Annotated in this window: 23 protein-coding genes; 4 read left to right on the top strand and 19 right to left on the bottom strand. The window is 63.0% G+C overall.

Annotated elements, in window-relative coordinates:
* Nucleotides 1-7: 7 nt before the first annotated feature.
* From phoU to map, 6 genes are all read right to left on the bottom strand, one after another.
* The gene (gene phoU / locus Q4G20_RS07480; protein WP_303342800.1) at nucleotides 8-706 is read right to left on the bottom strand and encodes a phosphate signaling complex protein PhoU; all 699 of its coding nucleotides are present in this window, start codon (nucleotides 704-706) and stop codon (nucleotides 8-10) included.
* A 10-nt stretch (nucleotides 707-716) separates the two neighbouring features.
* Nucleotides 717-1,514 carry a phosphate ABC transporter ATP-binding protein PstB gene (gene pstB / locus Q4G20_RS07475; RefSeq protein ID WP_303342799.1) on the bottom strand — a complete coding sequence of 266 codons (798 nt, stop codon included), beginning with the start codon at nucleotides 1,512-1,514 and terminating at the stop codon, nucleotides 717-719.
* 24 nt (nucleotides 1,515-1,538) lie between these two features.
* Entirely contained in the window at nucleotides 1,539-2,894 is a 1,356-nt protein-coding gene (gene pstA, locus Q4G20_RS07470) for a phosphate ABC transporter permease PstA (RefSeq protein WP_303342798.1), read from the bottom strand.
* Entirely contained in the window at nucleotides 2,891-4,096 is a 1,206-nt protein-coding gene (gene pstC / locus Q4G20_RS07465; RefSeq protein WP_303342797.1) for a phosphate ABC transporter permease subunit PstC, read from the bottom strand. Before pstC ends, pstA begins: the two co-directional genes overlap by 4 nt.
* An 89-nt stretch (nucleotides 4,097-4,185) precedes the next feature.
* The gene (locus Q4G20_RS07460; RefSeq protein ID WP_303342796.1) at nucleotides 4,186-5,211 is read right to left on the bottom strand and encodes a substrate-binding domain-containing protein; all 1,026 of its coding nucleotides are present in this window, start codon (nucleotides 5,209-5,211) and stop codon (nucleotides 4,186-4,188) included.
* A gap of 194 nt (nucleotides 5,212-5,405) precedes the next feature.
* Complete coding sequence (gene map, locus Q4G20_RS07455; protein ID WP_303342795.1) at nucleotides 5,406-6,203, bottom strand: type I methionyl aminopeptidase; 798 nt, start codon at nucleotides 6,201-6,203, stop codon at nucleotides 5,406-5,408.
* A 106-nt stretch (nucleotides 6,204-6,309) separates the two neighbouring features.
* Here map and Q4G20_RS07450 point away from each other — a divergent pair, with 106 nt between their 5' ends.
* A complete protein-coding gene (locus tag Q4G20_RS07450; RefSeq protein ID WP_303342794.1) occupies nucleotides 6,310-7,050 on the top strand; it encodes a molybdopterin-binding protein in 741 nt (246 codons plus the stop codon).
* Nucleotides 7,047-7,754, top strand: a complete 708-nt coding sequence (locus Q4G20_RS07445; protein ID WP_303342793.1) for an N-acetyltransferase — start codon at nucleotides 7,047-7,049, stop codon at nucleotides 7,752-7,754. Before Q4G20_RS07450 ends, Q4G20_RS07445 begins: the two co-directional genes overlap by 4 nt.
* Nucleotides 7,755-7,759: 5 nt before the next feature.
* Here the strand turns inward: Q4G20_RS07445 and kynA are convergent, their stop codons facing one another.
* The 8 genes from kynA to Q4G20_RS07405 form a co-directional block, all read right to left on the bottom strand.
* Nucleotides 7,760-8,581, bottom strand: a complete 822-nt coding sequence (gene kynA, locus Q4G20_RS07440) for a tryptophan 2,3-dioxygenase (RefSeq protein ID WP_303342792.1) — start codon at nucleotides 8,579-8,581, stop codon at nucleotides 7,760-7,762.
* On the bottom strand, nucleotides 8,578-9,252 hold the full coding sequence (locus tag Q4G20_RS07435) for a sirohydrochlorin chelatase (RefSeq protein ID WP_303342791.1): 675 nt from the start codon (nucleotides 9,250-9,252) through the stop codon (nucleotides 8,578-8,580). Before Q4G20_RS07435 ends, kynA begins: the two co-directional genes overlap by 4 nt.
* On the bottom strand, nucleotides 9,252-9,845 hold the full coding sequence (locus Q4G20_RS07430; RefSeq protein WP_303342790.1) for a DUF4202 domain-containing protein: 594 nt from the start codon (nucleotides 9,843-9,845) through the stop codon (nucleotides 9,252-9,254). The genes Q4G20_RS07435 and Q4G20_RS07430 overlap by 1 nt, the downstream gene beginning before the upstream one ends.
* Before the next feature lie 202 nt (nucleotides 9,846-10,047).
* Nucleotides 10,048-11,568 carry an ATP-dependent RecD-like DNA helicase gene (locus tag Q4G20_RS07425; RefSeq protein ID WP_303342789.1) on the bottom strand — a complete coding sequence of 507 codons (1,521 nt, stop codon included), beginning with the start codon at nucleotides 11,566-11,568 and terminating at the stop codon, nucleotides 10,048-10,050.
* Nucleotides 11,565-12,731: an ATP-binding protein gene (locus Q4G20_RS07420; RefSeq protein WP_303342788.1), complete on the bottom strand. Its 1,167-nt coding sequence runs from the start codon at nucleotides 12,729-12,731 to the stop codon at nucleotides 11,565-11,567. The genes Q4G20_RS07425 and Q4G20_RS07420 overlap by 4 nt, the downstream gene beginning before the upstream one ends.
* Before the next feature lie 70 nt (nucleotides 12,732-12,801).
* Nucleotides 12,802-14,139 carry an NADP-specific glutamate dehydrogenase gene (gdhA, locus tag Q4G20_RS07415; RefSeq protein ID WP_303342787.1) on the bottom strand — a complete coding sequence of 446 codons (1,338 nt, stop codon included), beginning with the start codon at nucleotides 14,137-14,139 and terminating at the stop codon, nucleotides 12,802-12,804.
* A gap of 105 nt (nucleotides 14,140-14,244) precedes the next feature.
* Nucleotides 14,245-15,537 (bottom strand): crotonyl-CoA carboxylase/reductase, encoded by a 1,293-nt coding sequence (gene ccrA / locus Q4G20_RS07410; protein WP_303342786.1) that lies wholly within the window; start codon nucleotides 15,535-15,537, stop codon nucleotides 14,245-14,247.
* Between the two features lie 115 nt (nucleotides 15,538-15,652).
* Nucleotides 15,653-16,684, bottom strand: a complete 1,032-nt coding sequence (locus Q4G20_RS07405) for an acyltransferase family protein (RefSeq protein WP_303342785.1) — start codon at nucleotides 16,682-16,684, stop codon at nucleotides 15,653-15,655.
* Nucleotides 16,685-16,864: 180 nt separating this feature from the next.
* Between Q4G20_RS07405 and Q4G20_RS07400 the strand changes: the two genes are divergently transcribed.
* Nucleotides 16,865-18,823, top strand: coding sequence for a protein meaA (locus tag Q4G20_RS07400; RefSeq protein WP_303342784.1), 1,959 nt, complete (start codon nucleotides 16,865-16,867; stop codon nucleotides 18,821-18,823).
* Between the two features lie 88 nt (nucleotides 18,824-18,911).
* Here the strand turns inward: Q4G20_RS07400 and Q4G20_RS07395 are convergent, their stop codons facing one another.
* The 5 genes from Q4G20_RS07395 to Q4G20_RS07375 form a co-directional block, all read right to left on the bottom strand.
* Entirely contained in the window at nucleotides 18,912-20,711 is a 1,800-nt protein-coding gene (locus tag Q4G20_RS07395; protein ID WP_303342783.1) for an aminopeptidase P family protein, read from the bottom strand.
* Nucleotides 20,708-21,400: a metal-dependent hydrolase gene (locus tag Q4G20_RS07390; RefSeq protein ID WP_303342782.1), complete on the bottom strand. Its 693-nt coding sequence runs from the start codon at nucleotides 21,398-21,400 to the stop codon at nucleotides 20,708-20,710. Before Q4G20_RS07390 ends, Q4G20_RS07395 begins: the two co-directional genes overlap by 4 nt.
* 78 nt (nucleotides 21,401-21,478) lie before the next feature.
* Nucleotides 21,479-23,215 (bottom strand): single-stranded-DNA-specific exonuclease RecJ, encoded by a 1,737-nt coding sequence (gene recJ / locus Q4G20_RS07385; RefSeq protein ID WP_303342781.1) that lies wholly within the window; start codon nucleotides 23,213-23,215, stop codon nucleotides 21,479-21,481.
* A gap of 177 nt (nucleotides 23,216-23,392) precedes the next feature.
* Nucleotides 23,393-24,358 carry a class II fructose-bisphosphatase gene (gene glpX / locus Q4G20_RS07380; RefSeq protein ID WP_303342780.1) on the bottom strand — a complete coding sequence of 322 codons (966 nt, stop codon included), beginning with the start codon at nucleotides 24,356-24,358 and terminating at the stop codon, nucleotides 23,393-23,395.
* 80 nt (nucleotides 24,359-24,438) lie between these two features.
* Nucleotides 24,439-24,690, bottom strand: coding sequence for a BolA family transcriptional regulator (locus tag Q4G20_RS07375; protein WP_303342779.1), 252 nt, complete (start codon nucleotides 24,688-24,690; stop codon nucleotides 24,439-24,441).
* 82 nt (nucleotides 24,691-24,772) lie between these two features.
* Between Q4G20_RS07375 and Q4G20_RS07370 the strand changes: the two genes are divergently transcribed.
* Complete coding sequence (locus Q4G20_RS07370; protein ID WP_303342778.1) at nucleotides 24,773-25,399, top strand: DnaJ domain-containing protein; 627 nt, start codon at nucleotides 24,773-24,775, stop codon at nucleotides 25,397-25,399.
* Nucleotides 25,400-25,459: the final 60 nt, after the last annotated feature.

Genomic DNA, 25,459 nt, shown 5'->3' with positions numbered 1-25,459 from the left:
GGGTGGATCAGGCCGAAACGCTGCCGACTTTCGGGCGGTTTTCTTCCGGCATGGTCCCGGTGACCAGATAGATCACCTGTTCAGCAATCGAGGTCGCATGATCGCCCATGCGTTCGATGTTTTTCGCAATGAAATGCAGGTGCATACAGGCGGAAATGTTGCGCGGGTCTTCCATCATATGGGTCAGGAATTCGCGGAACAGCGCGTTATACATCTGATCCACTTCCAGATCGCGCTGACGCACATCGGCGGCCAGTTCCGCGTCGCGGCGGATATAGCTGTCCAGCGAATCCTGCAGCATTTTGCTGACGGCCACGCTCATCCGGCGCAGGGCCGCGCCAGAGCCGTCGACGACCTGACCCTGCGACAGAACGGTGGTGCGTTTCGCGATGTTTTTCGCGTAATCGCCCACACGTTCCAGCGAGGCGGCGATTTTCATCACCGCCAGCACCATGCGCAGATCCGTGGCGGTCGGTGCGCGCAGGGCGATCAGGCGCGCGGCCTCTTCGTTGATCTGGGTTTCCAAGGCGTCGATGGCGGCGTCGCGGCGGCGCACATCTTCGGCCAGTTCTTCGTCCTGATTGGCCAGCGAATTGGCCGCGTCGGAAATCGCCGCCTCGACCATGCCGCCCATTTTGACGACCAAAGCCTGAATGGTTTCCAGATCGCGGTCAAACGCCGAAGCGATGTGTTTTTCGTTCGTCATATCCGGTTCCTTAACCAATGCGGCCCGAGATATAGGATTCGGTCCGGCTGTCTTTGGGGTTGGTAAAGATGTCGTCGGTCGAGCCATATTCCACCAGATTGCCCAAGTGGAAGAACGCGGTTTTCTGGCTGACGCGCGCGGCCTGCTGCATCGAGTGGGTCACGATCACGACCGAAAATTCCTGACGCAGCTGGTCGATCAGTTCTTCGACCTGACTGGTGGCGATGGGGTCCAGTGCCGAACAGGGTTCGTCCATCAGCAGCACTTCGGGCGAGGTGGCAACCGCGCGCGCGATGCACAGACGCTGTTGCTGACCCCCCGACAGGCCGGTGCCGGTTTCGTTCAGGCGGTCTTTGACCTCATTCCACAGCGCGGCGCCGCGCAGGGATTTTTCGACGATGGCGTCCAGATCGGCCTTGGTGCGGGCCAGACCGTGGATGCGCGGGCCGTAAGCCACGTTGTCATAGATCGACTTGGGGAAGGGGTTCGGTTTCTGGAACACCATGCCCACTTTGGCGCGCAGCTGAACCGGGTCCACGCGTTTATCATAGATGTCTTCGCCATCCAGATTGATTTTGCCTTCGACGCGGCACACGTCGATGGTGTCGTTCATGCGGTTGATGCAGCGCAGGAACGTGGATTTGCCGCAACCCGACGGCCCGATAAAGGCGGTCACGGTTTTGTCCAGAATGTCCACATCCACGTCTTTGATGGCGTGTTTTTCGCCGTAATAGACCTGAACCTTGCGGGCGGAAATTTTGATATTATCGGTGTTCACGGTGCTCTCCGTGCGGGAAACGTCATACATGGGTTTTCTCCTTACGCCGTGGGATTACCAGCGGCGTTCGAACTTGCGGCGCAGATAGACGGCCAGCACGTTCATACACAGCAGGAAGATCAACAGGATGATGATTGCGCCAGATGCGCGTTCGATAAAGGCCGGATCCGACCGTTGGGTCCAGTTATAGACCTGAACCGGCAGAGCCGAAGCGGGGTCCATCAGACCGCCCGACCACGGCGCATCGGGATAGGTGCGCACGAAGGCGACCATGCCGATCAGCAGCAGCGGCGCGGTTTCGCCCAGTGCCTGCGCCAGACCAATGATGGTCCCGGTCAGGATGCCCGGCATCGCCAGCGGCAGAACGTGGTGGAACACGGTTTGCATCCGCGACGCACCGATGCCCAGTGCCGCATCACGGATCGACGGCGGCACCGATTTCAGCGATGCGCGGGTGGCGATGATGATGGTGGGCAGGGTCATCAGGGTCAGAACCAGACCGCCGACGATGGGCGCCGATTGCGGCAGACCGGCAAAGCTGATGAACGCGGCCAGACCCAGAATACCATACACGATCGACGGAACGGCGGCCAGATTGGCGATGTTCACCTCGATAATGTCGGTCCAGCGGTTTTTCGGCGCGAATTCTTCCAGATAGATGGAAGCAGCCACCCCAATCGGCACCGCCAGGAACAGCACCACCAGCATCATATAGGCCGAACCCAGGATCGCGACGCCCAGACCGGCGGCTTCGGGGCGTTGGTCGGATGCGTCGGGGTTGGTGATGAATTCACGGTTGAAGCGCGTGACCAACAGGCCTTGACGTTTCAGTTCATCGGCCAGCATCAGCTGCGCGGGCGATGTGTTGCTGTCGCGTTCGGCGCTGGCCATGGTGACGCGGCCTTTGAAATAACCGTCGATGCGGCCATTCGTCAGCACGTTCACGTCAATCGTCTGGCCGACCAGTTCGGGGTCGTTCAGAACCTTGGTCCGCAATTGAGCGGCGGCTTCGCGCGACACCAGACCGTCGATGTCGCGTTCGGTCAGGCCGTCGATGTTCAGGTTCATGCCAGCGACGGCACGATCCAGCGAGGCGTCCAGAATACGGCTGTAGGACAGCGTCAGCACGCGGGCCATTTCGGCCGGATCGCGATTGCCGTTCGGGTCAACGATCTGCGCATCCAGATAAACCGGCAAATCCAGATAGGTCTGGCGGAACGCGCTGGAACCGTCGCGCAGGATGGTGGACACCAGAATAATCAGCGCCAGAACCGCAATCCCGATGGCGGTCAGGCCATAGGCGCGAAAGCGTTTTTCCGTCGCGTTCCGGTTGCGGGTGCGTTTGTCCAGCGTCAGCAGCGACGAATGTGTATTCGCAGCCGGGGGCGGGGTTTGGGAAATATCGGTCATTCGTACTGCTCGCGATATTTGCGCACGATATACAGTGCGACGATGTTCAGGATCAGGGTGATGATGAACAGGGTCAGGCCCAGTGCAAAAGCAACCAGCATTTCAGGCGACGAAAAGTCGTTATCCCCGGTCAGCTGGCCCACGATCTTCACCGTGATGGTGGTCATGGCCTCGAAGGGGTTCAGGCTCATGGTGGCGGCGGCACCGGCCCCCAGAACCACGATCATGGTTTCCCCGATGGCGCGGCTGGCGGCCAGCAGAATGGCGCCGACGATACCGGGCAGCGCGGCGGGCAGAACCACCTGTTTCACGGTTTCCGACTGCGTGGATCCCAGACCCAGCGCACCGTCGCGCAGGCTTTGCGGCACGGCGTTGATGATGTCATCGGACAGCGAGCTGACGAACGGGATCAGCATGATGCCCATAACCAGCCCGGCGGTCATCACGGACGAGGCCGACGACCCCAGACCCAGCGGCTGAGCGAAATAATCGCGCAGCATCGGGCCAACCGTGACCAGAGCAAACAGACCGTAAACGATGGTCGGGATACCGGCCAGAACCTCGACCACGGGTTTCGCGATCGACCGCATCCGCGGGCTGGCATATTCCGACAGATAAATCGCGGCCAACAGGCCAATCGGAACCGCAAACAGCAGCGCGATGAACGAAATATACATCGTCCCCCACAACAGCGGCAGCATCCCCAGACGCGAAATACCTTCGGGGCGCGGCGCGAATTGCGTGCCGAACAGGAAATCGCGCCAGTCATGCAGTTGGAAGAAGCGGCCCGTTTCAAAGATCAGCGACATCACGATGCCGATGGTCGTGGCAATGGCGATCGTGGAACAGAAGATCAGGATCCCCAGAACCATTTTCTCCACGGTGTTGCGGGCGCGGAATTCGGTGCTGATGCGCGTCACGCCCCAGCCCAGACCGGCGATGGCCGCAGCCAGTGCCAGAATGCTGACAATCGGCATGGCACTGGCGCCAAGAACGCCTGCCATACGCAGAAACGACGCAATCGCCATGATGGCGACAGCCGGAAGAAATGCAAGCAGCGCCACATTGGCGCCGTGATAGGTGGGGCGGCTGTGCAGGACGCGAATATCACTGCCGGCGGCGGAAAGCGCGCGGCTGCGTCCGACAAGATAGCCTGCCGTGGCCAGCAGCAGGCTGGCGACCAAGGCCCAGGACATAGGCATCTGGCGGTTCCTTGTAAGGGGGCGGTTTGGGGGTATTCGTCAAACAAAAATGGGCGGCGCGAACAGATCGCGCCGCCCAAAGGTCAAAATCAGTTCATGGTCACTTCGTCAGCGACAGCTTGCTGAACCGAAGCCAGTTCCGGATCGGACACCAGACCATAAGCCGACAGCGGGCCAGCCGGGCCAGCAACTTCGTCCGACACGAAGAATTCGACGAATTCTTTCAGGCCGGGGATGGTGCCGATATGGGCTTTTTTGACATAGATATACAGCGGGCGCGACACCGGGTATTCGCCCGACGCAATGGTTTCGGTCGAAGGCGTCACGCCGTCGATGGTCGCCACTTGCAGGGTGTCGGTGTTGTTTTCATAGAAGGACAGACCGAACACGCCGATGCCGTTGGGCGCGCTGTTGATGCGGGCCAGCGTTTCGGTGTAGTCGCCGTCGATGTCCACAGCGCGACCGTCGGTGCGCAGGGCGTGGCAGGCTTCTTTGGCTTCGTCTTCGCTCAGTTTTTCAGCGAACACAGCTTTGGCGCCCGAGGTTTCGCAACCGATCATGATCACTTTTTCTTCGAACACTTCACGGGTGCCGTGACGGGTGCCGGGAACAAAGGCCATGATTTCCTGGTCGGCCAGTTCCGGGTTCACCTGGTTCCAGTTGGTCAGGGTGTTGTCAACGACTTCACCGTTTTCAACGCGCTTGGCAGCCATGGCGTTGAACCAGTCAGCCGGGGTGAACGCGAATTCGTTCGAGGTCGCCAGATTCGCGAACACGATCCCGTCGTAACCGATGCGCACTTCCATGATGTCGGTGACGCCATTGGCGTGGCAGGTTTCGATTTCGTTCGGACGGATCGGACGCGAGCTGTTGGCGATGTCGGTGGTGTTGGTGCCGACGCCTTCGCAGAAGCGGCGCAGACCGGTCGACGACCCGCCCGATTCGATGACCGGGGTGGCGAAGTCATAGTTTTCGCCGAACAGTTCCGACACGATGGTCGCGTAGGGCAGAACGGTGGACGAACCAGCGACCTGAATCTGGTCACGAGCAACAGCAGCGGTCGCGGACAGAGCGATCACCGACACAGCCGTGGCGGCAAAACCGAATTTTTTCATATCTTAGTCTCCCGTTGGGACGGAGGTTAAAGGACGGTTAAGGATTACCGCCCCGATGTGACGCCTATGTATGAAAATTGTGACATCATTATGACAATTCGCCGGAAAAATGCGGCGGCAATCCGCGCATGAAAACGCCCCCGGCGGGGCGGCGCGGGGGCGGTGTCGGGGGTCTGTTTGCGGTCGCGGGGCGGTCAGCCCAGCGTTGGGAAGAACCGGTCCGATGGGGTGAAAATCTCGAATCCATCGGCGGTTACGCCGACCGTATGTTCAAACTGCGCCGACAGCGAACGGTCGCGGGTGACGGCGGTCCAGTCATCGGCCAGCGTCTTGGTTTCGGGGCGGCCAAGGTTGATCATCGGTTCGATGGTAAAAAACATGCCTTCTTCCAGAACCGGGCCTTTGCCCGCGCGGCCAAAGTGAACCACGTTCGGCGGCGCGTGAAACACCCGACCGATTCCATGCCCGCAGAAATCGCGCACCACCGACATGCGGTGTCCTTCGGCATAGGTCTGGATCGCGGCACCGATGTCGCCGAATGTCGCGCCGGGGCGCACCGCATCAATCCCCAGCATCAGCGCGTCATAGGTGACCTGAATCAGCCGCTGCGCCTTCAGCGGGGCTTTGCCCGCCACATACATGCGGCTGGTGTCACCGAACCAGCCATCCACGATCACGGTCACGTCGATGTTCAGAATATCGCCGTTTGCCAGCACCTTATCGCCCGGAATCCCGTGGCAGACGACGTGATTCACGCTGATGCAACTGGCGTGCTGATAGCCGCGATACCCGATCGTGGCACTGGTCGCGCCCAGTTCGGCCACGCGGTTGCGGATGAAATCATCCAATGCGCCGGTGGTCACGCCGGGTTCGACCAGAGGCCCCACGTCGTCCAGAATCTGCGCGGCCAGCCGCCCGGCAACACGCATCCCGGCGGAATCTTCGGGCAGGTGGATGCGGATTCCCTCTTTGGTGATGCGGCCTTCGGTCATAATCGTTCCTTTCGTGATCGCGCCACAGATAGACACGCGCGGCCACTTGTTCCAGCCCCAGCGGCGTGCAAACAAGGGGGAAATCGCGATCAGAGGGGGCCGCGCCATGCAGTCAGACAACCCAACCGCCGCCATTCTGGTGATCGGGGATGAAATCCTGTCCGGCCGCACCCGCGAAGGCAACGCGCATCATCTGGCCCAAGTGCTGAACGCGACGGGCTTTGACCTGCGCGAAATTCGCGTCGTCGCCGACGATCACGACCGCATCGTGGCGGCGATTCGCGAATATGACAAATCGCTGGGCGGGGCCTATGACCTGTTGTTCACCAGCGGCGGCATTGGTCCGACGCATGACGATATTACCGCTGATGCCGTCGCCGCCGCGCATGGGACGACGGTTCAGGTGAACCCGCAGGCCCGCGCGCTGTTGCAGGCGCGTTACGACAAACTGGGGATCGAGCTGACCGAAAACCGCCTGCGCATGGCCCGCATCCCGGTGGGCGCGACGCTGATTGAAAACGCCGCATCCGCCGCGCCGGGTTTTTCCATCGGCAACACGCATGTGATGGCCGGGGTGCCGCAGGTGTTTTTAACCATGGTCGATTGGCTGATCCCGCGCCTGCCCGGCGGTCGCCCGGTCCAATCCCTGACGGTCGAGGTGCGGCGCGGCGAATCCGACGTGGCCGAAGGGCTGGCCGCCGTCGCGCAGGACTTTTCCGATCTGTCGCTGGGATCCTATCCCTTTCACGACGAAACGGGCTGGGGAACGAATCTGGTCGTGCGTGGTCTGGACGGCGCGCGTGTCGGCATGGCCATGGCGGCCCTGCGCGAAAGGCTGGCGCTGTGAACGCGGTCTGGGCCGCCTTTGACGCGACATGGCCCGCGGTTGAATACGCAACGGCCGGCGCGTTTCGCGTGGCGCGCGGCACCGGGGCGGGCGAACGTGTCCGGTCCGCTGTGCCTGTCAGCGACCCGACGCTGGACGACATCGCCCAGGCCGAGGCCGCGCATCGCCGCTGGGGCCAGCCCGCGTTGTTTCGCGTGATGGCCGATGACGCGGCGCTGCGCGATGCGCTGATCGCGCGCGGCTATCGCCGCCATGACGGGGCGTTGCTGATGACGGCCCCGGTGGCGGCGCTGACCGATCAGGCTTTGCCGCCGGTGACCGCGATTCCGGTCTGGCCACCTTTGGCGATTCAGCGCGATCTGTGGGATGCGGGCGATTTCGGCCCCGCGCGCCGCGACGTGATGGCGCGGGTCGCAGGCGATAAAGTGTCGATCCTTGGCCGCATCAACGACCGCGCCGCCGGAACCGCCTTTGTCGGGCATCATGACGGCGTGGTGATGGTCCACGCGCTGATCGTGCTGCCCGAATTTCGCCGCAGCGGTCTGGCCGGATGGATGATGCGACAGGCCGCGTTCTGGGGGGCGGAACGCGGGGCGTCGCAGGTGGCCCTGGCCGTGGGGACGGGCAACATCGCCGCCCGCGCGCTGTATGACGGGCTGGGGTTTCAGGTTGCGGGTGCCTATGATTACCTGATGCGGGACTGATTGCGTCACAGATCGGTGCGCAATTCCCACAGATCCGGAAACAGCACGACATCCAGCATCCGGCGCAGGTAATTCACCCCCGACGTGCCGCCCGATCCGCGTTTGAACCCGATAATGCGTTCCACCGTGGTCACATGGTTGAATCGCCAACGACGGAAATAATCTTCGAAATCAACCAGCTTTTCGGCCAGTTGATACAGATCCCAATGCGTCACCGGGTCATTGTAAACCGCGATCCACGCCGCCCGCGCCTGTGGGTCGGGCTGATGCGGCACATCCAGCCGGTCGCGCGGCGGCACGTCAAAACCCGCCCCTGCCAGCCGCGCCAGAACCACATCATACAGCGACGGTTGCGCGGCCTCGGCCCGCAGAGCATCAGCCAGTTCGGGGCGGTGATCATGCGGCCCGATCATCGCCATATTGCGATTGCCCGCCACAAATTCGATCATCCGGTATTGAAAGGACTGAAACCCGCTGCTTTCCGCCAGATAGGGGCGAAACTGCGTGTATTCGCTGGGCGTCATGGTGCGCAAAACATCCCAGGCGTTGTTCAACTGTTCCATAATCCGGGACACGCGGGTCAGCATTTTGAACGCCGGTTGCAGATCGCCCGCCTGAATCGCGATCCGCGCGGCGGCCATTTCATGCAGGGCCAGCTTCATCCATAATTCACTGGTCTGATGCTGAATGATGAACAGCATTTCATCATGCGCGGGCGACAGCGGATGCTGCGCGTCCAGCACCGCATCCAGCCCCAGATAATCGCCATAACTCATCCGTCCGTCAAAGGACATGCGCGCGCCGTCATCGGCTGGGTTGATGGTCATCGCTGCCCCCGGATGGCCGTTGCAATCAGGCCGGGGGTTTCGGGTGCCAATCCGATGGGGTCCAGACGCACCCCGTCAAAGCCCGCCGCGTCCAAAGCCTCGGGCAGGTCATCGGTGACATGTTCCGCCGACAGCGCGAACAGAGGCAGATGCACCGCGCGACCCAAATCCCGCGCGGCATCGGCGACATAGGGTTCCTGTTCCACAAACCCCGTGACCACATGCGCGAAATAAGGCGCGACAGCACGGGCGAGTGATTGCGTGATGTCATGGCTGGCCTGCGACCGCTGCGACCCATGCGCCGACAGCAGCAGCGTGGTGTCGCGCGGCGTCCACCCCTGTTCGGCGGCGGCGCGGGTGGCAATCGCACGGATCAGCCCCGGCAGCGCGGCATCCGCCCCGAAGGGCCGCAGGATGCGCACATCGCGAACGCCCGCCTGCTCCAGCCGGCGGGGCAATTCGCTGCGGGTAAACCAGCCCTCGGCCATGAACATGGGATAGATCAGATCGCCGGGTTCCGCCACGCGCAACGCGCCGGGCATGGCCAAGGTCGCGCCATGGACGGGACAGCCGGGGTTGCAGGCCGCCACCTGCGCGGCCAGCACCTGCAACGCCTGTTCCTGCGGCCCCGGATCGCCGGGCTGGCCATGCGCCACAATAATCGCGCGCATCAACAGGCCCCCCGGAACAGCGCCGCGAAATGGTCCGGCATGGGAAACTCACGCACAGCCCGTGCGCGGGCCTCGGCCGACATTTTCCGCGCCGTGCGTTCAATGATACGGGGCATTTTCTCATCCGGCTGTTCGGCCATAAAATCGCCCAGATACCAGCGGATAAAGGTGAAACAGGCCACATCCTCAAGCGCCTGAACCAAGGGGTCGCGCTTGATCCCCTGTTTGGTCAGCATCTGCCGCGCCTGATCGGTGACGTCGCTATCATAGCCCGCATCCGCCATAATCCCCGCCACCCGTTCGGCATGACGCCGCCCCTGTTCCTGACGCCAGGCGAAATACCCCGCCCGGTCCATGGGAAAATCGCTGCGTGGCAACAACCAGCGTTCGATATGCTGCCCCCGGCAGGCAATGCGCAGCACATCGGGCGCGTCGGGAAACAGACGGTCCTGTTCCGCCGTCATCCGCTGACCATAGATCAACGCCGCAGGCTGCCCATCCACCTGCGTCGGATCGGCGGCATTGGCGGCATCAATCGCGGTCAGGGCCTGAGTCAGGCGATCGGTCGTGCGGTCAGGCAGGGTGTCGGTCATGGGATGGTATCCTTTTGGCACAGTCTTGCGCGACCTGCGCCCAGACGCAAGCGGGCAGGGGGGCCAGCCCCCCATCCGCGTGCCGCGGATTCCCCCCGGGATATTTGGGCCAAGATGAAAGAGGCGGCCCGCTTTATCTTCTGTGCAAAAATATCCCACGGGGGTCCGGGGGTGTGAAACCCCCGGCGGTCGCGGGACGCAGTTACGACGGGTCGGATTCCAGCGACAGATCGGCCACGGGGGCGGTCAGGTCGTCGGTGGTCAGCGGTCCGGCGGGGCGGGCCAGACGCGCGCGGGTGATCCAGAACAGCCGTTCCTGCGCCCGCGTGATCGCCACATAGGTCAGGCGTTTCCACAGAGGGATGCCGGCCTCGGACCGGTTGGACCAAGCGGCGGCGCTGATGTCGGGGCCAAAGACCTGCACATCGGGCCATTGCGACCCTTGGGCTTTGTGGATCGTGACCGCCGCGCCGTGCAGGAACGCCGCCCCCATCCGCGCGGCATAGGGGATAAAGGGTTCGTCCTCATCCGGCATTTCGATTTTCACGATGCTGGCGGCGGACAGGCGCGGATCCTCGGCCCCGATGACGTGCAGGCGGGAAAAACCGGGTTTGCGGCCGGGGCCAAGGTAAACGACCTGCGCGCCTTTGATCAGGCCGCGCGCCTCAAGGTCGATGCGTTTTTTGCGATGCTTCAGCGGCAGTTCCAGCCCGTCGCAGATCAGCGGCTCGCCCGGCAACAGCGCATCGCCCGGCGCGCCATAGGCGGTTCGGAATGCGTGGATCAGCCGGATGCGCGTGGCGTTCCGCCAGACCAGAACCGGGCTGCGCGCCATCAGATCGCTTTCGACGCGTTCGGCCCAGACCACGCGGTCATCGCGGGCGGCGGCCTGACGGATCAGCCGTTCAAAATCATCAAAACCTAAGGCGTCGTCGGCCAGTGCGTGGGCCAAATCCAGAATCGGGTTGTCGCCCGCCTGCCGGTGGATGCGGTTCAGGACCAGCCGTTGCGGCGCGGCCAGACGGTCGAACACCATTTCCCCCGACAGCCCCACCGGGGCCAGCTGCGCCGGGTCGCCAAACAGCACCAGCACCGGGAAAATCTCGCGCAGATCGTCGAATTGCTTTTCGTCCAGCATCGACGCTTCGTCGATCAGGCCGATATCCAGCCCTTCGTCGCGGCGTTTCCAGCCCCGGATAAAGTCCGACCCGCGCAGCCCCGCCGCCGCCAAAGCGCCGGGGATCGAGGCGTGCAGATCATAAAACGCCTTGGCCCGGTCCAGTGCGGTGTCCGACAGCCCTTCGATCGCGGGGCGGTCGCCGGTGCCGGTCAGCCATTCCGCGATGTTTTCATATTCGGGGTCATAAACCGGGGTATACAGAATCCGGTGAATCGTCGTGGCCGGCACGCCGCGCATCCGCAGCACAAAGGCCGCTTTGTTCGTGGGGGCCAGAATGGCGACGCTGCGTGCGTCTTTGCGGCGGCGGGGTTCGTAATCGGGGCTGATCAGATCGACGCCCGCCGCCAAGAGCGCCTGCGTGATCTGCGACAGCAGCAGGGTTTTGCCCGAACCGGCCTTGCCGATCACGGCCATGACGCGGCCTTTGCCGGGTTCGGGGGGGCGCAATTCCTCGGCCACCAGATCAATTCCGGCGCTCGCGAAGGTGTCGGTCAGCGCGTCCCAAGCCTCGGCCTGGTCGGGGGAAAGGGTGGGGGAGGTCACAGGTAATTCCGGGTTAAAAACGCCTCGAACAACGGCACGGTAAAGGCGATGTCGCCGTGGCCGGGGCTGTAGATCATGCCTTTGCTGATGATGCTGGCGCGGCGTGGCCCCAAGGCTTGCGCGGTTTCGCCCATCAGATCGGCCACATCGGACGACCGATAGGGACCGGCCCCCAGACGCGCCATGGCGATGACATATTCGCGTTCTTTGGGGGTCAGCCGGTCAAAGCGGACTTTGAAAAACCCCTGATCCAGACGGCGCAGGGCGTTTTCGGTGGCGCTGTCCACGTCGCCCGCCGTGATGGGCGACTGGGCCGCGGCGTTCCATGCCTGAAACCCCCATTCTTGCAGGAAATAGGGATAGCCCTGCGTTTCCGCCACCATCCGCGCCAGTGCGTCATCGGTGATGGTTTCGCCTTCGTCCAGAATGGGTTGGCGCAGCGCGTCGGTGGCGGCGTCCGGGGACAGCGCGCCGATGGCGGGGTATTCAAACAGCCGTTCGGCATAGGATTTGGCATCCCCCGACAGCGCCGCGACCTGCGGCAGACCGGCGCCGAAAAACAAAATCGGCAGGTTGCGTTGATTGGCCCGGTGGATCGCCACGATCAGCGCGGCCAGATCGGGTTCTTTCAGATATTGCACTTCGTCGATCAGCAGGGTCCACGCCTTGCCCGCTGCGGCCGCCGCCTGACCGATGGTCAGGAACAGTTCGGGTAAATCCAGTTCCAGATTGCCACTGTCGGCGACGCCCGGTTCGGGGTCCACGGAAATGGAAATATCGCCAAAGCTGATCTTGAACGTCTTGGCAAAGCTGCGCAGCGCGCGCATGGCGGCCAGACCGGCGGTTTTGGCGGTCTCGATCACCGATAATTTGCGCACGATCTGTTGGGCGGCGGGAAACAACAGGCTGGCCAGAGGCTCACCCTCGCGCGCTTCGATAAAGCTGGTCAGGTGGCCGGCATCGCTGGCCTGCGTTTCGATGCGGTTCAGCAGCACGGTTTTGCCCACGCCGCGCAGGCCCAGCAGCATTTGCGACCGGGCGGGGCGGCCCATCAGGGCGCGCTGAATGGCGAAATCGGCGGATTGGATCACGCCGTGACGCCCCGCCAGTTCCGGCGGCTGCGCGCCCGCGCCGGGGGCAAAGGGATTGCGAACAGGGTCCATCTAACCAAATCTGCGGCTGTATAAGGTGGATGTGTTATACAGGGTTAGAGACGGTTAGAAACGCCTAAATTCACACCACCCCCATGGCGCGCATCGCCCGCGCCACGCGCTGAAACCCCGCGATATTGGCGCCCAGCATGTAATCATCGCCATTGCCATATTCGGCGGCGGTGCTGGTGCAGGTGTCGTGCAGATCGGTCATGATCCGTTGCAGATGGCGGTTGGTGCGGTCGCGGTCCCAGTCGTCCAGCGTGGCGTTTTGCTGCATTTCCAGCACCGATGCGGCGACCCCGCCCGCATTGGCGGCCTTGGCCGGGGCGAACAGCACGCCCGCTTTGCGAAAGGCGTCGGTCGCGTCGGCGGTGCAGGGCATATTCGCGCCCTCGGCCACGATGTTCACGCCGTTTTTGATCAGGCGTGCGGCGTCGGCGGCGTCCAGTTCGTTTTCGGTGGCGGCGGGAATGGCGATGTCGCAGGCCACGCCCCACGGGGTTTTGTCTTTGTGAAACCGCGCGTTTTTGCGGGTCTTGGCATAGGCGGCCAGCGATTCCCCCTGATCCTGTTTGACCTGTTTCAGCAATTCTACGTCGATGCCGTCATCGTCCTGAACAAAGCCGCCGCTGTCGGAACAGGCCCGCACCACACCGCCCGCATCGCGTATCTTTTCAATGGCATAGATCGACACATCGCCCGCCCCCGACACGATGCAGGTTTTGCCGTCCAAATTGTCGTTATGCGTTTCCAGCATCCGTTGCAGAAAAAAGACGGTGCCGTAGCCCGTGGCCTCGGCCCGGCCGCGCAGACCGCCCAGCGTCAGCGCCTTGCCGGTGATGACGCCGTTCTCGGACCGGTTTGTCAGGCGGCGGTAATGGCCGAACATAAATCCGACTTCGCGTTCGCCTACGCCTTTGTCGCCGGCGGGAATGTCGATGTCATCGCCCAGATGCCGCCACATTTCGGTGATGAAGGACTGGCAGAACCGCATCACTTCGTCCTCGGACCGGCCGTGCGGGTCAAAATCCGCGCCGCCTTTGCCCGCGCCGATGGGCAGCCCGGTCAGCGCGTTTTTGAACATCTGTTCAAAGCCCAGAAATTTCACCGTCCCCAGCGTCAGGCCCGGATCAAACCGCAGCCCGCCCTTATACGGACCCAAGGCGGAACTGTATTGCACCCGAAAGCCGCGATTGACCTGCACCTGATGGTCGTCATCCACCCATGGCACGCGAAAGATGATCTGGCGTTCGGGTTCGCAAATGCGCTGAATCAGCGCGTGATCCAGATAATCGGGGTGTTTTTTGACCAAAGGTTGCAGGCTGGCCAGAACCTGCCGCAGCGCCTGATGAAAGTCATCTTCGCCCGGATTGCGCGCGATGATGGCGTCGGTGATGGCGGTCAGGTCTTTGGTCATGGGCTGGGCCTTTGCGTTGTCACACAAGGGCCAACACGCGGGCGGGGTCAGGGTTCCCCCATGCCATAGCGGCGGAACGGGCCGTGACGGCCCGTTCCGCGTTTGTCAGCCCTTGGGACCGGCCTCTAGCGCGTCTTCGAACGTGCGCAGGCCGGTGACGGGCGATTGCACCAGCACGGCCATATTGCCGGGTTTGTGCTGGTTTTTATACATTTTCGTATGCGCCTGCGGGATTTCGGCCCATGGGAACACCTCGGACATGCAAGGGTCCAGACGGCGTTCCAGCATCAGCTGGTTCGCGGCACTGGCCTGTTTCAAATGCGCGAAGTGGCTGCCCTGAACGCGCTTCTGGTGCATCCACAGATAGCGCACGTCAAAGGTGCAGTTGAACCCGGTGGTCCCGGCGCAGATCACGATCATGCCGCCTTTTTTGCAGACCAGCGTGGACACGGGAAACGTCGCTTCGCCCGGATGTTCAAACACGATGTCCACATTGTTGCCTTTGCCGGTGATGTCCCAGATGGCCTTGCCGAATTTGCGCGCCTCGGTGAACCATTCTTTGTATTCGGGGGTGTTCACCTTGGGCAGTTGGCCCCAGCAGTTGAATTCTTTGCGGTTGATCACGCCCTTGGCGCCCAGACCCAGAACGAAATCGCGTTTGTCTTCTTCGGAAATCACGCCGATGGCGTTGCCGCCCGCCGCGTTGATCAGCTGAATGGCATAGGATCCCAAACCGCCCGAGGCACCCCAGACCAGCACATTCATGCCGGGCTTCAGTTCGTGCGGTTCATGGCCGAACAGCATCCGATAGGCCGTGGCCAGCGTCAGAGTGTAACAGGCCGACTCTTCCCAGGTCAGGTGACGCGGGCGGGGCATCAATTGCTGCGCCTGCACACGGGTGAATTGCGCGAATGACCCGTCGGGGGTTTCGTAACCCCAAATCCGCTGGCTGGGGCTGTGCATCGGGTCGCCGCCGTTGCAATGTTCGTCGTCGCCGTCGTCTTGGTTGCAGTGGATGACCACTTCGTCACCGACCTTCCAGCGTTTCACCTTGCTGCCGACGGCCCAGACGATGCCGGAGGCATCCGACCCCGCAATGTGAAACGGCGCGCCATGGCCATCAAAGGGGCTGATCGGCTGGCCCAGACCGGCCCAGATCCCGTTGTAATTCACACCCGCCGCCATCACCAGAACCAGCACTTCGTGGCTGTCGATGTCGGGAACGTCCACCACCTCTTGCAGCATGGCCTGTTCGGGTTCGCCATGCCGGTCGCGGCGAATGGCCCATGCGTGCATCTGTTTGGGAACAAAGCCCAGAGGGGGCATTTCGCCCACAGCATACAAATCTTTTTCCGGCGCATCATAGGGCGCGATCGGGGTCGGGGCGTCCAGGGCCATCGGTGTCTCCTTCGTGGTGCCGCAGTGCAGAATCGGCGCGGTCGTCCGACAAGGCGTAACCGCCGCTGCGCAATATTGCAACCATATGAAGGCCTGATGTGAAAGAATATGTCGCTTATTGCGCCGTTGCCGTGGCTGGCGTTGCCGAAATGCTGCGCCGCGGCCATTGGCCCAGCACCAGCCCGCGCGTGATCGGATGCTGGCTGGACAGGCGGTGAATGATCCACGGCACCGCAAATCCTGCCGCCACGCCCAGCACGAAAATGACCGGAATGGAGGTGACGCCCAGCCCTTCGGCCAGTCGGCGCGCGCCCGATGTCCCAAAGACATGATACAGGTAAATCGTAAACGACACCGCGCCGAACCCCGCCAGAGCCGGCACCTGCGGCAGCGTCAGAAACACCACCACGCACACCCCGACCGAGGTCAGGATCGACTGCAAATCATACCGCCCCAGCGACAATTGCCCCGTTTCGTGCAGCGTCGCGATGTTCCACGCCACTCCGATCGACAGCGCGGTCGCGGCGATGATGATCAGTTCTCCCCGCCGGGATGCGATCCAGTCGCGATACCGCCACAGATTCACGCCCAGCAGGAAATACGGAAACAGATACACCGCGCCCTGTGCGGAAAACAGCTCCACCGGGCTGCGCAGCCCCGCCCAGACCGCGACCAGCCCCGCCAGCATGATCGGCACGGAAAACCGCTGCCTCAGAGCCGCATCCAGCGGCGCAAAGACCAGAAAAATCACGAAAATCGCCTGAAGGAACCAGAAATGCGCATAGCCCTGCACAAAGGGCAGGTGGAAATTGTCATGCAGGGCAAAGGGCGTGTTCAGCAGATTGGAAAACGCGATGAACAGGATGATCGCCACGGCCCCCGGAACCAGCAGGCGTGCCGCTTTGCCCCGGAAAAATGTCGTCAGCTGGCTGATCTGCGGCGGTCGGATCGCATAGAGCAGCCCCGAAATCGCCGCGAACAACGGCATCCGCACGTCGATCAACAGGTCGGCAAAGATGCGCAGGGGTGACGGATAGCCCTGCTGCAAGGCCGTGGCCCCCGTCGGGCCGATGACATGGTAACTGACCAGGCACAGCACCGCCAAAAGGCGCGCGGTTTCGACGGGATAGCGCAGCGGGCGGGTCATGGCGGCTCGGGGCTGATCGGGTTGATGCAACCATAACGGATCGTTGTTCGGATTGCATCATCTTTTGATGATGCGCCGGGGTCCGGTTGGGCGCGATATTTGCCGCATTGCAGCGAATTGACGGCGCATGATTGTTGCGATAGGGGTGTCCTGACCGTAAGATTGTTTCAGGGGCGCCGCATGACCCAAAAAGATAAACCTTGGCTGTTCCGCACCTATGCGGGCCATTCGACGGCTGCGAAATCGAACGAATTGTATCGCTCGAACCTGTCGAAAGGGCAGACCGGCCTGTCCGTCGCCTTCGATCTGCCGACGCAGACCGGCTATGACAGCGATCACATTCTGGCCCGGGGCGAGGTCGGCAAGGTCGGCGTTCCCATCTGTCACTTGGGCGATATGCGCGCGCTGTTCGATCAGATCCCGCTGGATCAGATGAACACATCCATGACAATCAACGCGACCGCGCCGTGGCTGTTGGCGCTGTATATCGCCGTTGCGCAGGAACAGGGCGCGGATATTTCGGCGCTGCAAGGCACGGTGCAGAACGACCTGATCAAAGAATATCTGTCGCGCGGCACCTATATCTGCCCGCCGAAACCGTCGCTGGCGATGATTACGGATGTTGCGGCCTATACCCGCGAACATCTGCCGAAATGGAACCCGATGAATGTGTGTTCCTATCACCTGCAAGAAGCTGGCGCGACGCCGGAACAGGAGCTGGCCTATGCCTTGGCCACGGCAATCGCGGTTCTGGACGATCTGCGCGGCAAAGTCCCGGCGGATGAATTCCCGGCCATGGTCGGGCGCATTTCGTTCTTTGTGAATGCGGGGATCCGGTTCGTGACGGAAATGTGCAAAATGCGCGCCTTTACCGAATTATGGGACGACATCACCGCCCATCGTTACGGCATCACGGATGAACGGTTCCGCCGGTTCCGTTACGGCGTGCAGGTCAACAGTCTGGGCCTGACCGAACAGCAGCCGGAAAACAATGTTTATCGCATCCTGTTGGAAATGCTGGCCGTCACGCTGTCGAAAAACGCCCGCGCGCGCGCCGTGCAATTGCCGGCCTGGAACGAGGCTTTGGGCCTGCCGCGCCCCTGGGATCAGCAATGGTCGCTGCGGATGCAACAGATCGTCGCCTATGAAACCGATCTGTTGGAATATGGCGATCTGTTCGACGGCAACCCCGTGATCGCGGCCAAGGTGGACGCGCTGAAAGACGGCGCGCGCGCGGAATTGCAGTTGCTGGACGATATGGGCGGCGCGATTGCGGCGATTGATTACATGAAGTCGCGGCTGGTCGAATCAAACGCCGCGCGGCTGAACCGGATTGAATCGCATGATACCGTGGTGGTCGGTGTCAATCGCTGGCAACAGGGAGAGCCGTCGCCTCTGACCGCGGGGGATGGCGGAATTATGGTTGTCGATCCGGCGGTTGAGCAGGACCAGATCGCGCGGCTGACCGAATGGCGCGCGGGCCGGGACGATGGGGCGGTGCGGGCGGCCTTGGACGCGCTGCGTCAGGCGGCGGCTGCGGGCGAAAATATCATGCCCGCGTCGATCGCGGCGGCCAAGGCGGGCGCGACCACCGGCGAATGGGCTGGGGTGATGCGCGCGGTGCATGGCGAATATCGCGGCCCGACTGGCGTGTCGGTCAGCCCGTCCAACCAGACCGAGGGGCTGGACCACATCCGCGACGCCGTGGATCAGGTCAGCACCCAATTGGGGCGGCGGTTGAAATTCGTGGTCGGCAAGCCGGGGCTGGACGGCCATTCCAACGGCGCCGAACAGATTGCCTTTCGCGCGCGCGATTGCGGCATGGACATTACATACGAAGGCATCCGCCTGACCCCCGAACAGATCGTCGCCCGCGCCGTGGCCGATCAGGCGCATGTCGTGGGCTTGTCGATCCTGTCGGGCAGTCACCTGCCCCTGATCGCGGATCTGATGGAGCGGATGCGCGATGCGGGGCTGTCCGATGTGCCGGTGATCGTCGGCGGCATCATCCCCGATGACGACGCCGCGCGGCTGTTGGGGATGGGGGTCGCGCGAGTCTATACGCCCAAGGATTTTCAGTTGAACACGATTATGATGGATATTGTGGCTATGGTCACGCCGGGGGAGAGGGCGGCGTAAGGTGGAGAGGCCGGTTTAGGTTGAGAGGCCGGGGGGCCAGCCCCCCGGACCCCCCGGGATATTTATGCACAGAAGATAAGGCGGGCGTTCAGATCGGTTCTGTGGCGCGGGTGAGCCAGTCGCGTGTGGTTTCGTCCAGCAGGTCCGAGAGTTCCGTGCGGGTGCGGGCGTGATAGGCGTTGATCCAGTCCCGTTCATCCAGCGACAGCGCGCCAGCATCGACCAGCCGCGTGTCAATGGGGCAGAGCGTCAGCGTGTCAAAGCCCAGCATCTGCCGCCCCGGTTCCGCGTCCGCCGGTGTCACCACGATCAGGTTTTCAATGCGGATGCCGAATGCGCCTTCGCGGTAATAGCCCGGTTCATTCGACAGGATCATCCCCGGTTCCAGCGGCAGCGTGCTGGCGCGGCTGATGCGCACCGGGCCTTCGTGGACGCACAGCGCCGCGCCGACGCCGTGGCCGGTGCCGTGGTCGTAATCCAAACCCTGCGCCCACAGGAATTGCCGCGCCAGAGCGTCCAGATGCGCGCCGGCAACCCCTGTCGGAAAGCGCGCCTGACTGACCGCGATCATCCCGCGCAGCACCGCCGTATAGGGCGCGACGGCCCGCGCATCGGGTTCGCCCAGTGCCACCGTGCGGGTGATGTCGGTTGTGCCGTCCGCATATTGCCCGCCCGAATCAATCAACAGCAATTCGCCGGGGGCCAGCGGGCGGTTGCTGGCTTCGGTCACGCGGTAATGCACAATCGCGCCGTTTGGCCCCGCGCCCATAATCGTGTCAAAGCTGATGTCATGCGCGCCCGCATCCCGGCGGAACTGTTCCAGCCGCTGCACGACGTCGATTTCCGTCAGATCACCGGGGTTTTGGCCATCCAGCCAGCACAGCAGCCGCACCATGGCCGCGCCGTCGCGGCGATGCGCGGCCTGCATCCCGGTCAGCTCGGATGGGTTTTTCCGCGCTTTGGGCATGATCGCCGGATCGCGGCCCGGCGTGATCGGCGTTCCGTGGGATTCGAGGATCCGAAACGCCGCCTCGGGCGCGGTGTCGGGGTCCAGCAGCACCGGACCTTCCAGATGGGTCAGCGCGGCAGCGAAGCCTTCGGGCGGCAGGATCGACACGCCGTCGCCCAGATGCGCGCGCAAAGCGTCGTCGAATTTCGCGGGATCGGCAAACAGCGCCACCCGGCCATCGGCCCAGATCACCGCAAAGGATTGCACCACCGGATTGCGCGGCACATCCGCGCCCCGGATGTTCAGCAGCCACGACACCGAATCGGGCAGGGTCAGCACCGCCGCCGCCTGTCCCGCCTGCGCCAGATCAGCGGCGATCCGGGCGCGTTTGTCGCCCGCCGTTTCACCCGCATGATCCGCGTCATGGATGCGCGCGGCCCCGACCGGCGGTGCGGGGCGGTCGGACCAGATCGCATCGACCGGGTTTTGATCCACGGCGATCAGCCCGATGCCGCTGCCCGCCAATGCCTTATCCAAGGCCGCGATGTCCGCCCGCGTGTGCAGCCACGGGTCAAAGCCCACGCGCCCCCCTGCGGGCAGAGCCTGACGCAGCCAATCCGCCGCGCCGGTTTCGGGCCAATGGACCGGCGTAAACTGCGCGCCGTCCACCTGTGCGCGGACCTGCACGCGATAGCGTCCGTCGATGAACACCCCCGCCTGATCGGGCAGCACGATGGCGAACCCTGCGCTGCCGGTGAAACCGGTCAGCCAGCCCAGCCGCGCGTCGCAATCGGCGACATATTCGCCCTGATGCACATCGGCGCGCGGGATGATGAACCCGTCCAGCCCATCCGCCGCCAGCCGCGCGCGCAGGACATTTAACCGGGCCGCATGTGCGCCGCCGCCCGCCGGTTCGTCAAAGGTCTGAAATAGAGTCACAATTCGATGGCCTTCATCACGGTGGGTTCAATGACCTGCACGCCGGGCAACCCGTCACGCAAAGCCTCTGCCGACTGTTCCAGCAGCGGAAAGGTTTTGTAATGGCACGGGATCACCACCCGGAAATCGAAATATTTCCGCGCGGCCCATGCGGCGCGTTTCATATCCATGGTGAAATGACCGCCCGCCGACAGGATGCCGATATCGGGCTGATGATATTCGCCCATCCACGCCATATCGGCCATTATATCGGTGTCGCCGCTGACATAGATCACATGCCCGTCGCCCGCGATCATATAGCCCGATTCATGTCCCGCATAGATCGGCCCATCCGGCCCGTCCAGCGAACTGGAATGGCTGGCATTCACCATCGTGACGCGCGCGCCGTTCAGATCGACCGTGCCGCCTTTGTTAAAGCCGATGCCGGTGATCTGTTCGGGGCCTTCCCATGAATTGATCAGGTCATAGATGCCGACGATGGGGATGTTCAATTCCTTGGCAATGGCCAGCGTGTCGCCGGAATGGTCGCCATGGCCGTGGGTCAGCAGAATATGCGTCGCCCCGCGCAGGGCGTCGTCGCGGGCATCTTCGGGGAACATCGGATTGCCCGACAGCCACGGATCAATCAGGATCACCGCGTTTTCGATTTCCAGACGAAAGCCGGAATGGCCAAGCCAAGTCAGTTTCATGTCATCCCCTTTGGTGTCACCGTTTGGATGCAGGTTAGCGGGCGCGGCGCGGGCTGACCAGACCGTCAGACCGGCCCATCACACAGGTGCCGCATCATCCAGACGCAGCCGCAGCCGTTCGCGCCCGCCCCATGTGGACAGCTCCAGCTTGCCAGCCAGATGGAACCGCCGCCCCTTGGCGCCAATCAGACCGGGGCCAAGCGGGGTGTTCATCGCGCCCCATGCGACGGCCTCGATCGCCGGGCCGCCGGGGCTGCGAAAGGACAGCCGCAGATGCCCGTCACCCATGGTCGCGGCGCTGTCGATCAACTGATCGCCGAATGCAAAGCGCGGCGCCGGGGCGGCCTGACCAAAGGGGCCGGCGTCTTCCAGCATCCGAAACATATCCGGCGTGGCCCCCGCCGGGTCCAGAAGGCCCGATATGCGCAGATCGCCCACCCCGCTGCGCGCGGCCAGTTGCGGCGCGATCAGTTCGGCCAGACGATCCATAGCGGCGGGGATGCGGTCCGCATCCACGGTCAGACCGGCGGCCATTTCGTGACCGCCGCCCTTGATCAGCAGCCCTTCGCGGGCCAGCCGCTGAATGGCGCGGCCCAGATCGACGCCCGGAACCGACCGGGCCGATCCTTTGCCGATGCCGCCATCCACGCCGATCACGACCGAAGGCAGGTTCGACGATTCCTTGACCCGCGCGGCGACGATGCCGACCACGCCGGGATGCCAGCCCTCGCCCGCGGCCCATGACAGGCGGGTGTCGCCGCGCGCCTCGACCTGAGCCACAGCCTCGGCCCTTACCGCGGCTTCAATGGCGCGGCGGTCGCGGTTCAATTCGTCCAGTTGCGCGGCCAGACGTTCGGCATGGGCCGGATCGCGGCTCGCCAAGGTCAGCGCGCCCAGATCGGCACGGCCCACACGCCCGCCCGCATTGATGCGCGGCCCCAGCAGAAACCCCAGATGAAAGGCGCTGGGCGGGCCATCCAGCCGCGCCACATCCGACAGCGCCACCAGACCGGGCCGCGCCCGCCGCGCCATCACGGCCAGCCCCTGCCGGACAAAGGCGCGGTTCACACCGACCAGCGGTGCCACATCCGCGACCGTGGCCAAGGCTACCAAATCCAGCATCGCCATCAGATCGGGTTCCGCCCGGCCCATGCCCCGCAGCACGCGCCCCGCCTGAACCAGCGTCAGAAACACCACACCCGCCGCGCACAGATGCCCTAACGCGCCGTCTTCGTCCGCGCGATTGGGGTTCACCACGGCCAAGGCGGGGGGCAGGGTTTCACCCCCCAAATGGTGATCCAGAACAATGACATCGCAACCTTGGGCGGCGGCAAGCGCATCATGCGACAGCGTGCCGCAATCCACGCAGATAATCAGATCATGCGCGGCGGCCAGCCCGGACATGGCGGGGGCGTTCGGGCCATAGCCTTCGTCGATGCGGTCGGGAATATACAGCGTGGCGTCGCGGCCCTGCTGACGCAGCCAATCCAACAACAAGGCCGCCGATGACCCGCCATCGACATCATAATCGGCGAACACCGCGATGCGCTGCCCCTGAATGGCGGCCTGAACCAACCGTTCAGCGGCCACCCCCATATCACGCAGGGTCAAGGGATCGGGCAGTAAATCCCGCAATTTCGGGGCCAGAAACGCCGCCGCATCGGCGGCCGGAACCCCGCGTTCGGCCAACACCCGCGCCACCGGCAACGGCAACGCGGCCTGCTGGGCCAATCCTTCGGCCAATCGTTCCAGCGTCGCATCAGGACCGATCCAACACCGCCCCGTCAGCGACGATTCCACACCCAAATAGGCCATGCTGCTTCGTCTTACCTGAACATCCGACCCCGCCGGACAATGCGCCACCCTAACAGAAACGCCGCCCGATGCGCCAGCCACGCCCTATCTCTTGTGCATAAATATCCCGGGGGTCCGGGGGCTGGCCCCCGGCCTATCCTTTCGCGGGGGGGCTGGCCCCCCCCGCGAACCGTCAACTCACTTAATCGGGTTGCGGTAAATCATCCGGCGGACCGACCCGGTTTTCGACCGCATCAGGATGGTTTCGGTCGTCAGATAACCCGGTTCGCGCTTCACACCCGCCACGATGGACCCGTTGGTCACGCCGGTCGCGGCAAAGATCACATCCGCCGTCACCAGTTCATCGCGGGAATAGATGCGGTCCAGATCGGTGATCCCGGCCTTGGCGGCGCGGGCGCGTTCGTCGTCATTGCGGAACAACAGTTTTCCCCACATCTGCCCGCCCATACATTTCAGCGCCGATGCGGCCAGCACGCCTTCGGGGGCGCCGCCGCTGCCCATATACATATCAATGCCGGTCAGTTCCGATTCGGCGCAGTGGATGACGCCCGCCACATCGCCATCGGTGATCAGGCGAATGGCCGCGCCAGTGCTGCGCACTTCGGCGATCAGGTCTTCGTGGCGGGGGCGTTCCAGAATACAGACGGTAATGTCGCTGTCTTTGCAGCCGCGCGCCGCCGCCAGTGCGCGAACGCGTTCAGCGGGCGACATATCCAGACTGACCACATTTTCAGGATAGCCGGGGCCAACAGCCAGCTTTTCCATATACACATCCGGCGCGTGCAGCAGCGTGCCGCGCGGAGCCATGGCGATCACGGTCAGCGCGTTCGGCATATCCTTGGCGGTCAGGGTCGTGCCTTCCAGCGGGTCAAGCGCGATGTCCACTTCGGGGCCTTGGCCGGTGCCGACCTCTTCGCCAATATACAGCATCGGGGCTTCGTCGCGTTCGCCTTCGCCGATGACGACCACGCCTTTGATGTCCAGCTTGTTCAACTGGTCGCGCATGGCGTTGACGGCGGCCTGATCGGCGGCCTTTTCATCGCCGCGCCCGATCAGCGTGGCCGAAGCATGGGCCGCCGCTTCGCTGACGCGGGCCAGGCCCAAAGACAACATGCGATCGTTAAAATCCGTGGCCGCGGTCATGGCATTTTCCCTTTTCATGACGGTTTTGGGGTCTTGTTGCAGGGCTTTGGGGCGGCGGCAACCCTGACATCGCTAACAGTTCAGCTTTCGGTTAATTCCAGTGCAAGCGCGTGGATGCGCGGCACAATATCGCCCAGCGTCTGATGCACCAGCCGGTGCCGTTGAATCCGGGTCAGGCCGGCAAAATCGGGGCTGGCCATGCGGATGCGAAAATGGCTTTGCCCGCCGTCGCGATAGCCCGAATGGCCCCGGTGGGATTCGCTTTCGTCGATGATCTCTAACGCTGTGGGGCGCAGCGCCGCCAGTTTTTGTGCCATTTCATCCGCGATCATGTGATTTCCCTTTCGTCAAGACCTTACAAGTTTCGCAAAATACCCTAAACTGCTGCCTCCGAGTCGCATAGGTATTACGATCATGTCCAAGAACGACCCGTTTGGCTTTGACATTTCAGCCGCTAAGGACAAAAAGCGGAAAACCAAAGGTCGGCGCGGCATGTCCGGCGCGTTTGAAACATCAACCCGGATGTGTGAACGCGAAGGCTGCGATGAACCCGGCCAGTATCGCGCGCCGAAAAACCCGCGCAATCTGGATGATTATTTCTGGTTCTGCAAAGAACATGTCCGCGAATACAACGCCAACTGGAATTATTTCCAAGGCCAGTCCGAAGAAGAATTCCAGCAATTCATCGACAACGCGACCGTGTGGGAACGCCCGACGCAGCCCTTTGGCCGGTCGGCGCAGGAACAGAAATGGGCACGCCATGGCGTCAGCGATCCGCTGGAAATTCTGGGCGCCAACGGCACCGCGCCCGAGGCCCGCGCACAGGCGACCCGCAAACTGCCCCCGACCGAACGCCGCGCTTTGGACATTCTGGAAGCCAAAGACAGCTGGACCCGCGCGGAAATCCGCAAGCAATACAAATCGCTGGTCAAGGATCTGCATCCCGACATGAATGGCGGCGACCGATCCGACGAAGACCGCCTGTCCGAAGTCGTCTGGGCTTGGGAACAGATCAAGGAAAGCCGGTTTATCCGCGATTAACCCGGCCCGTGCGGCAGTCGCTAAAGTTTTAGGCAATAAGTCACGCAGTGCGGGCAAAAA

Origin of the sequence: Paracoccus sp. (in: a-proteobacteria) (genome assembly GCF_030538495.1) — a bacterium.
Lineage (GTDB): Bacteria > Pseudomonadota > Alphaproteobacteria > Rhodobacterales > Rhodobacteraceae > Paracoccus.
This window is presented reverse-complemented; position numbering and strand designations above follow the sequence as displayed.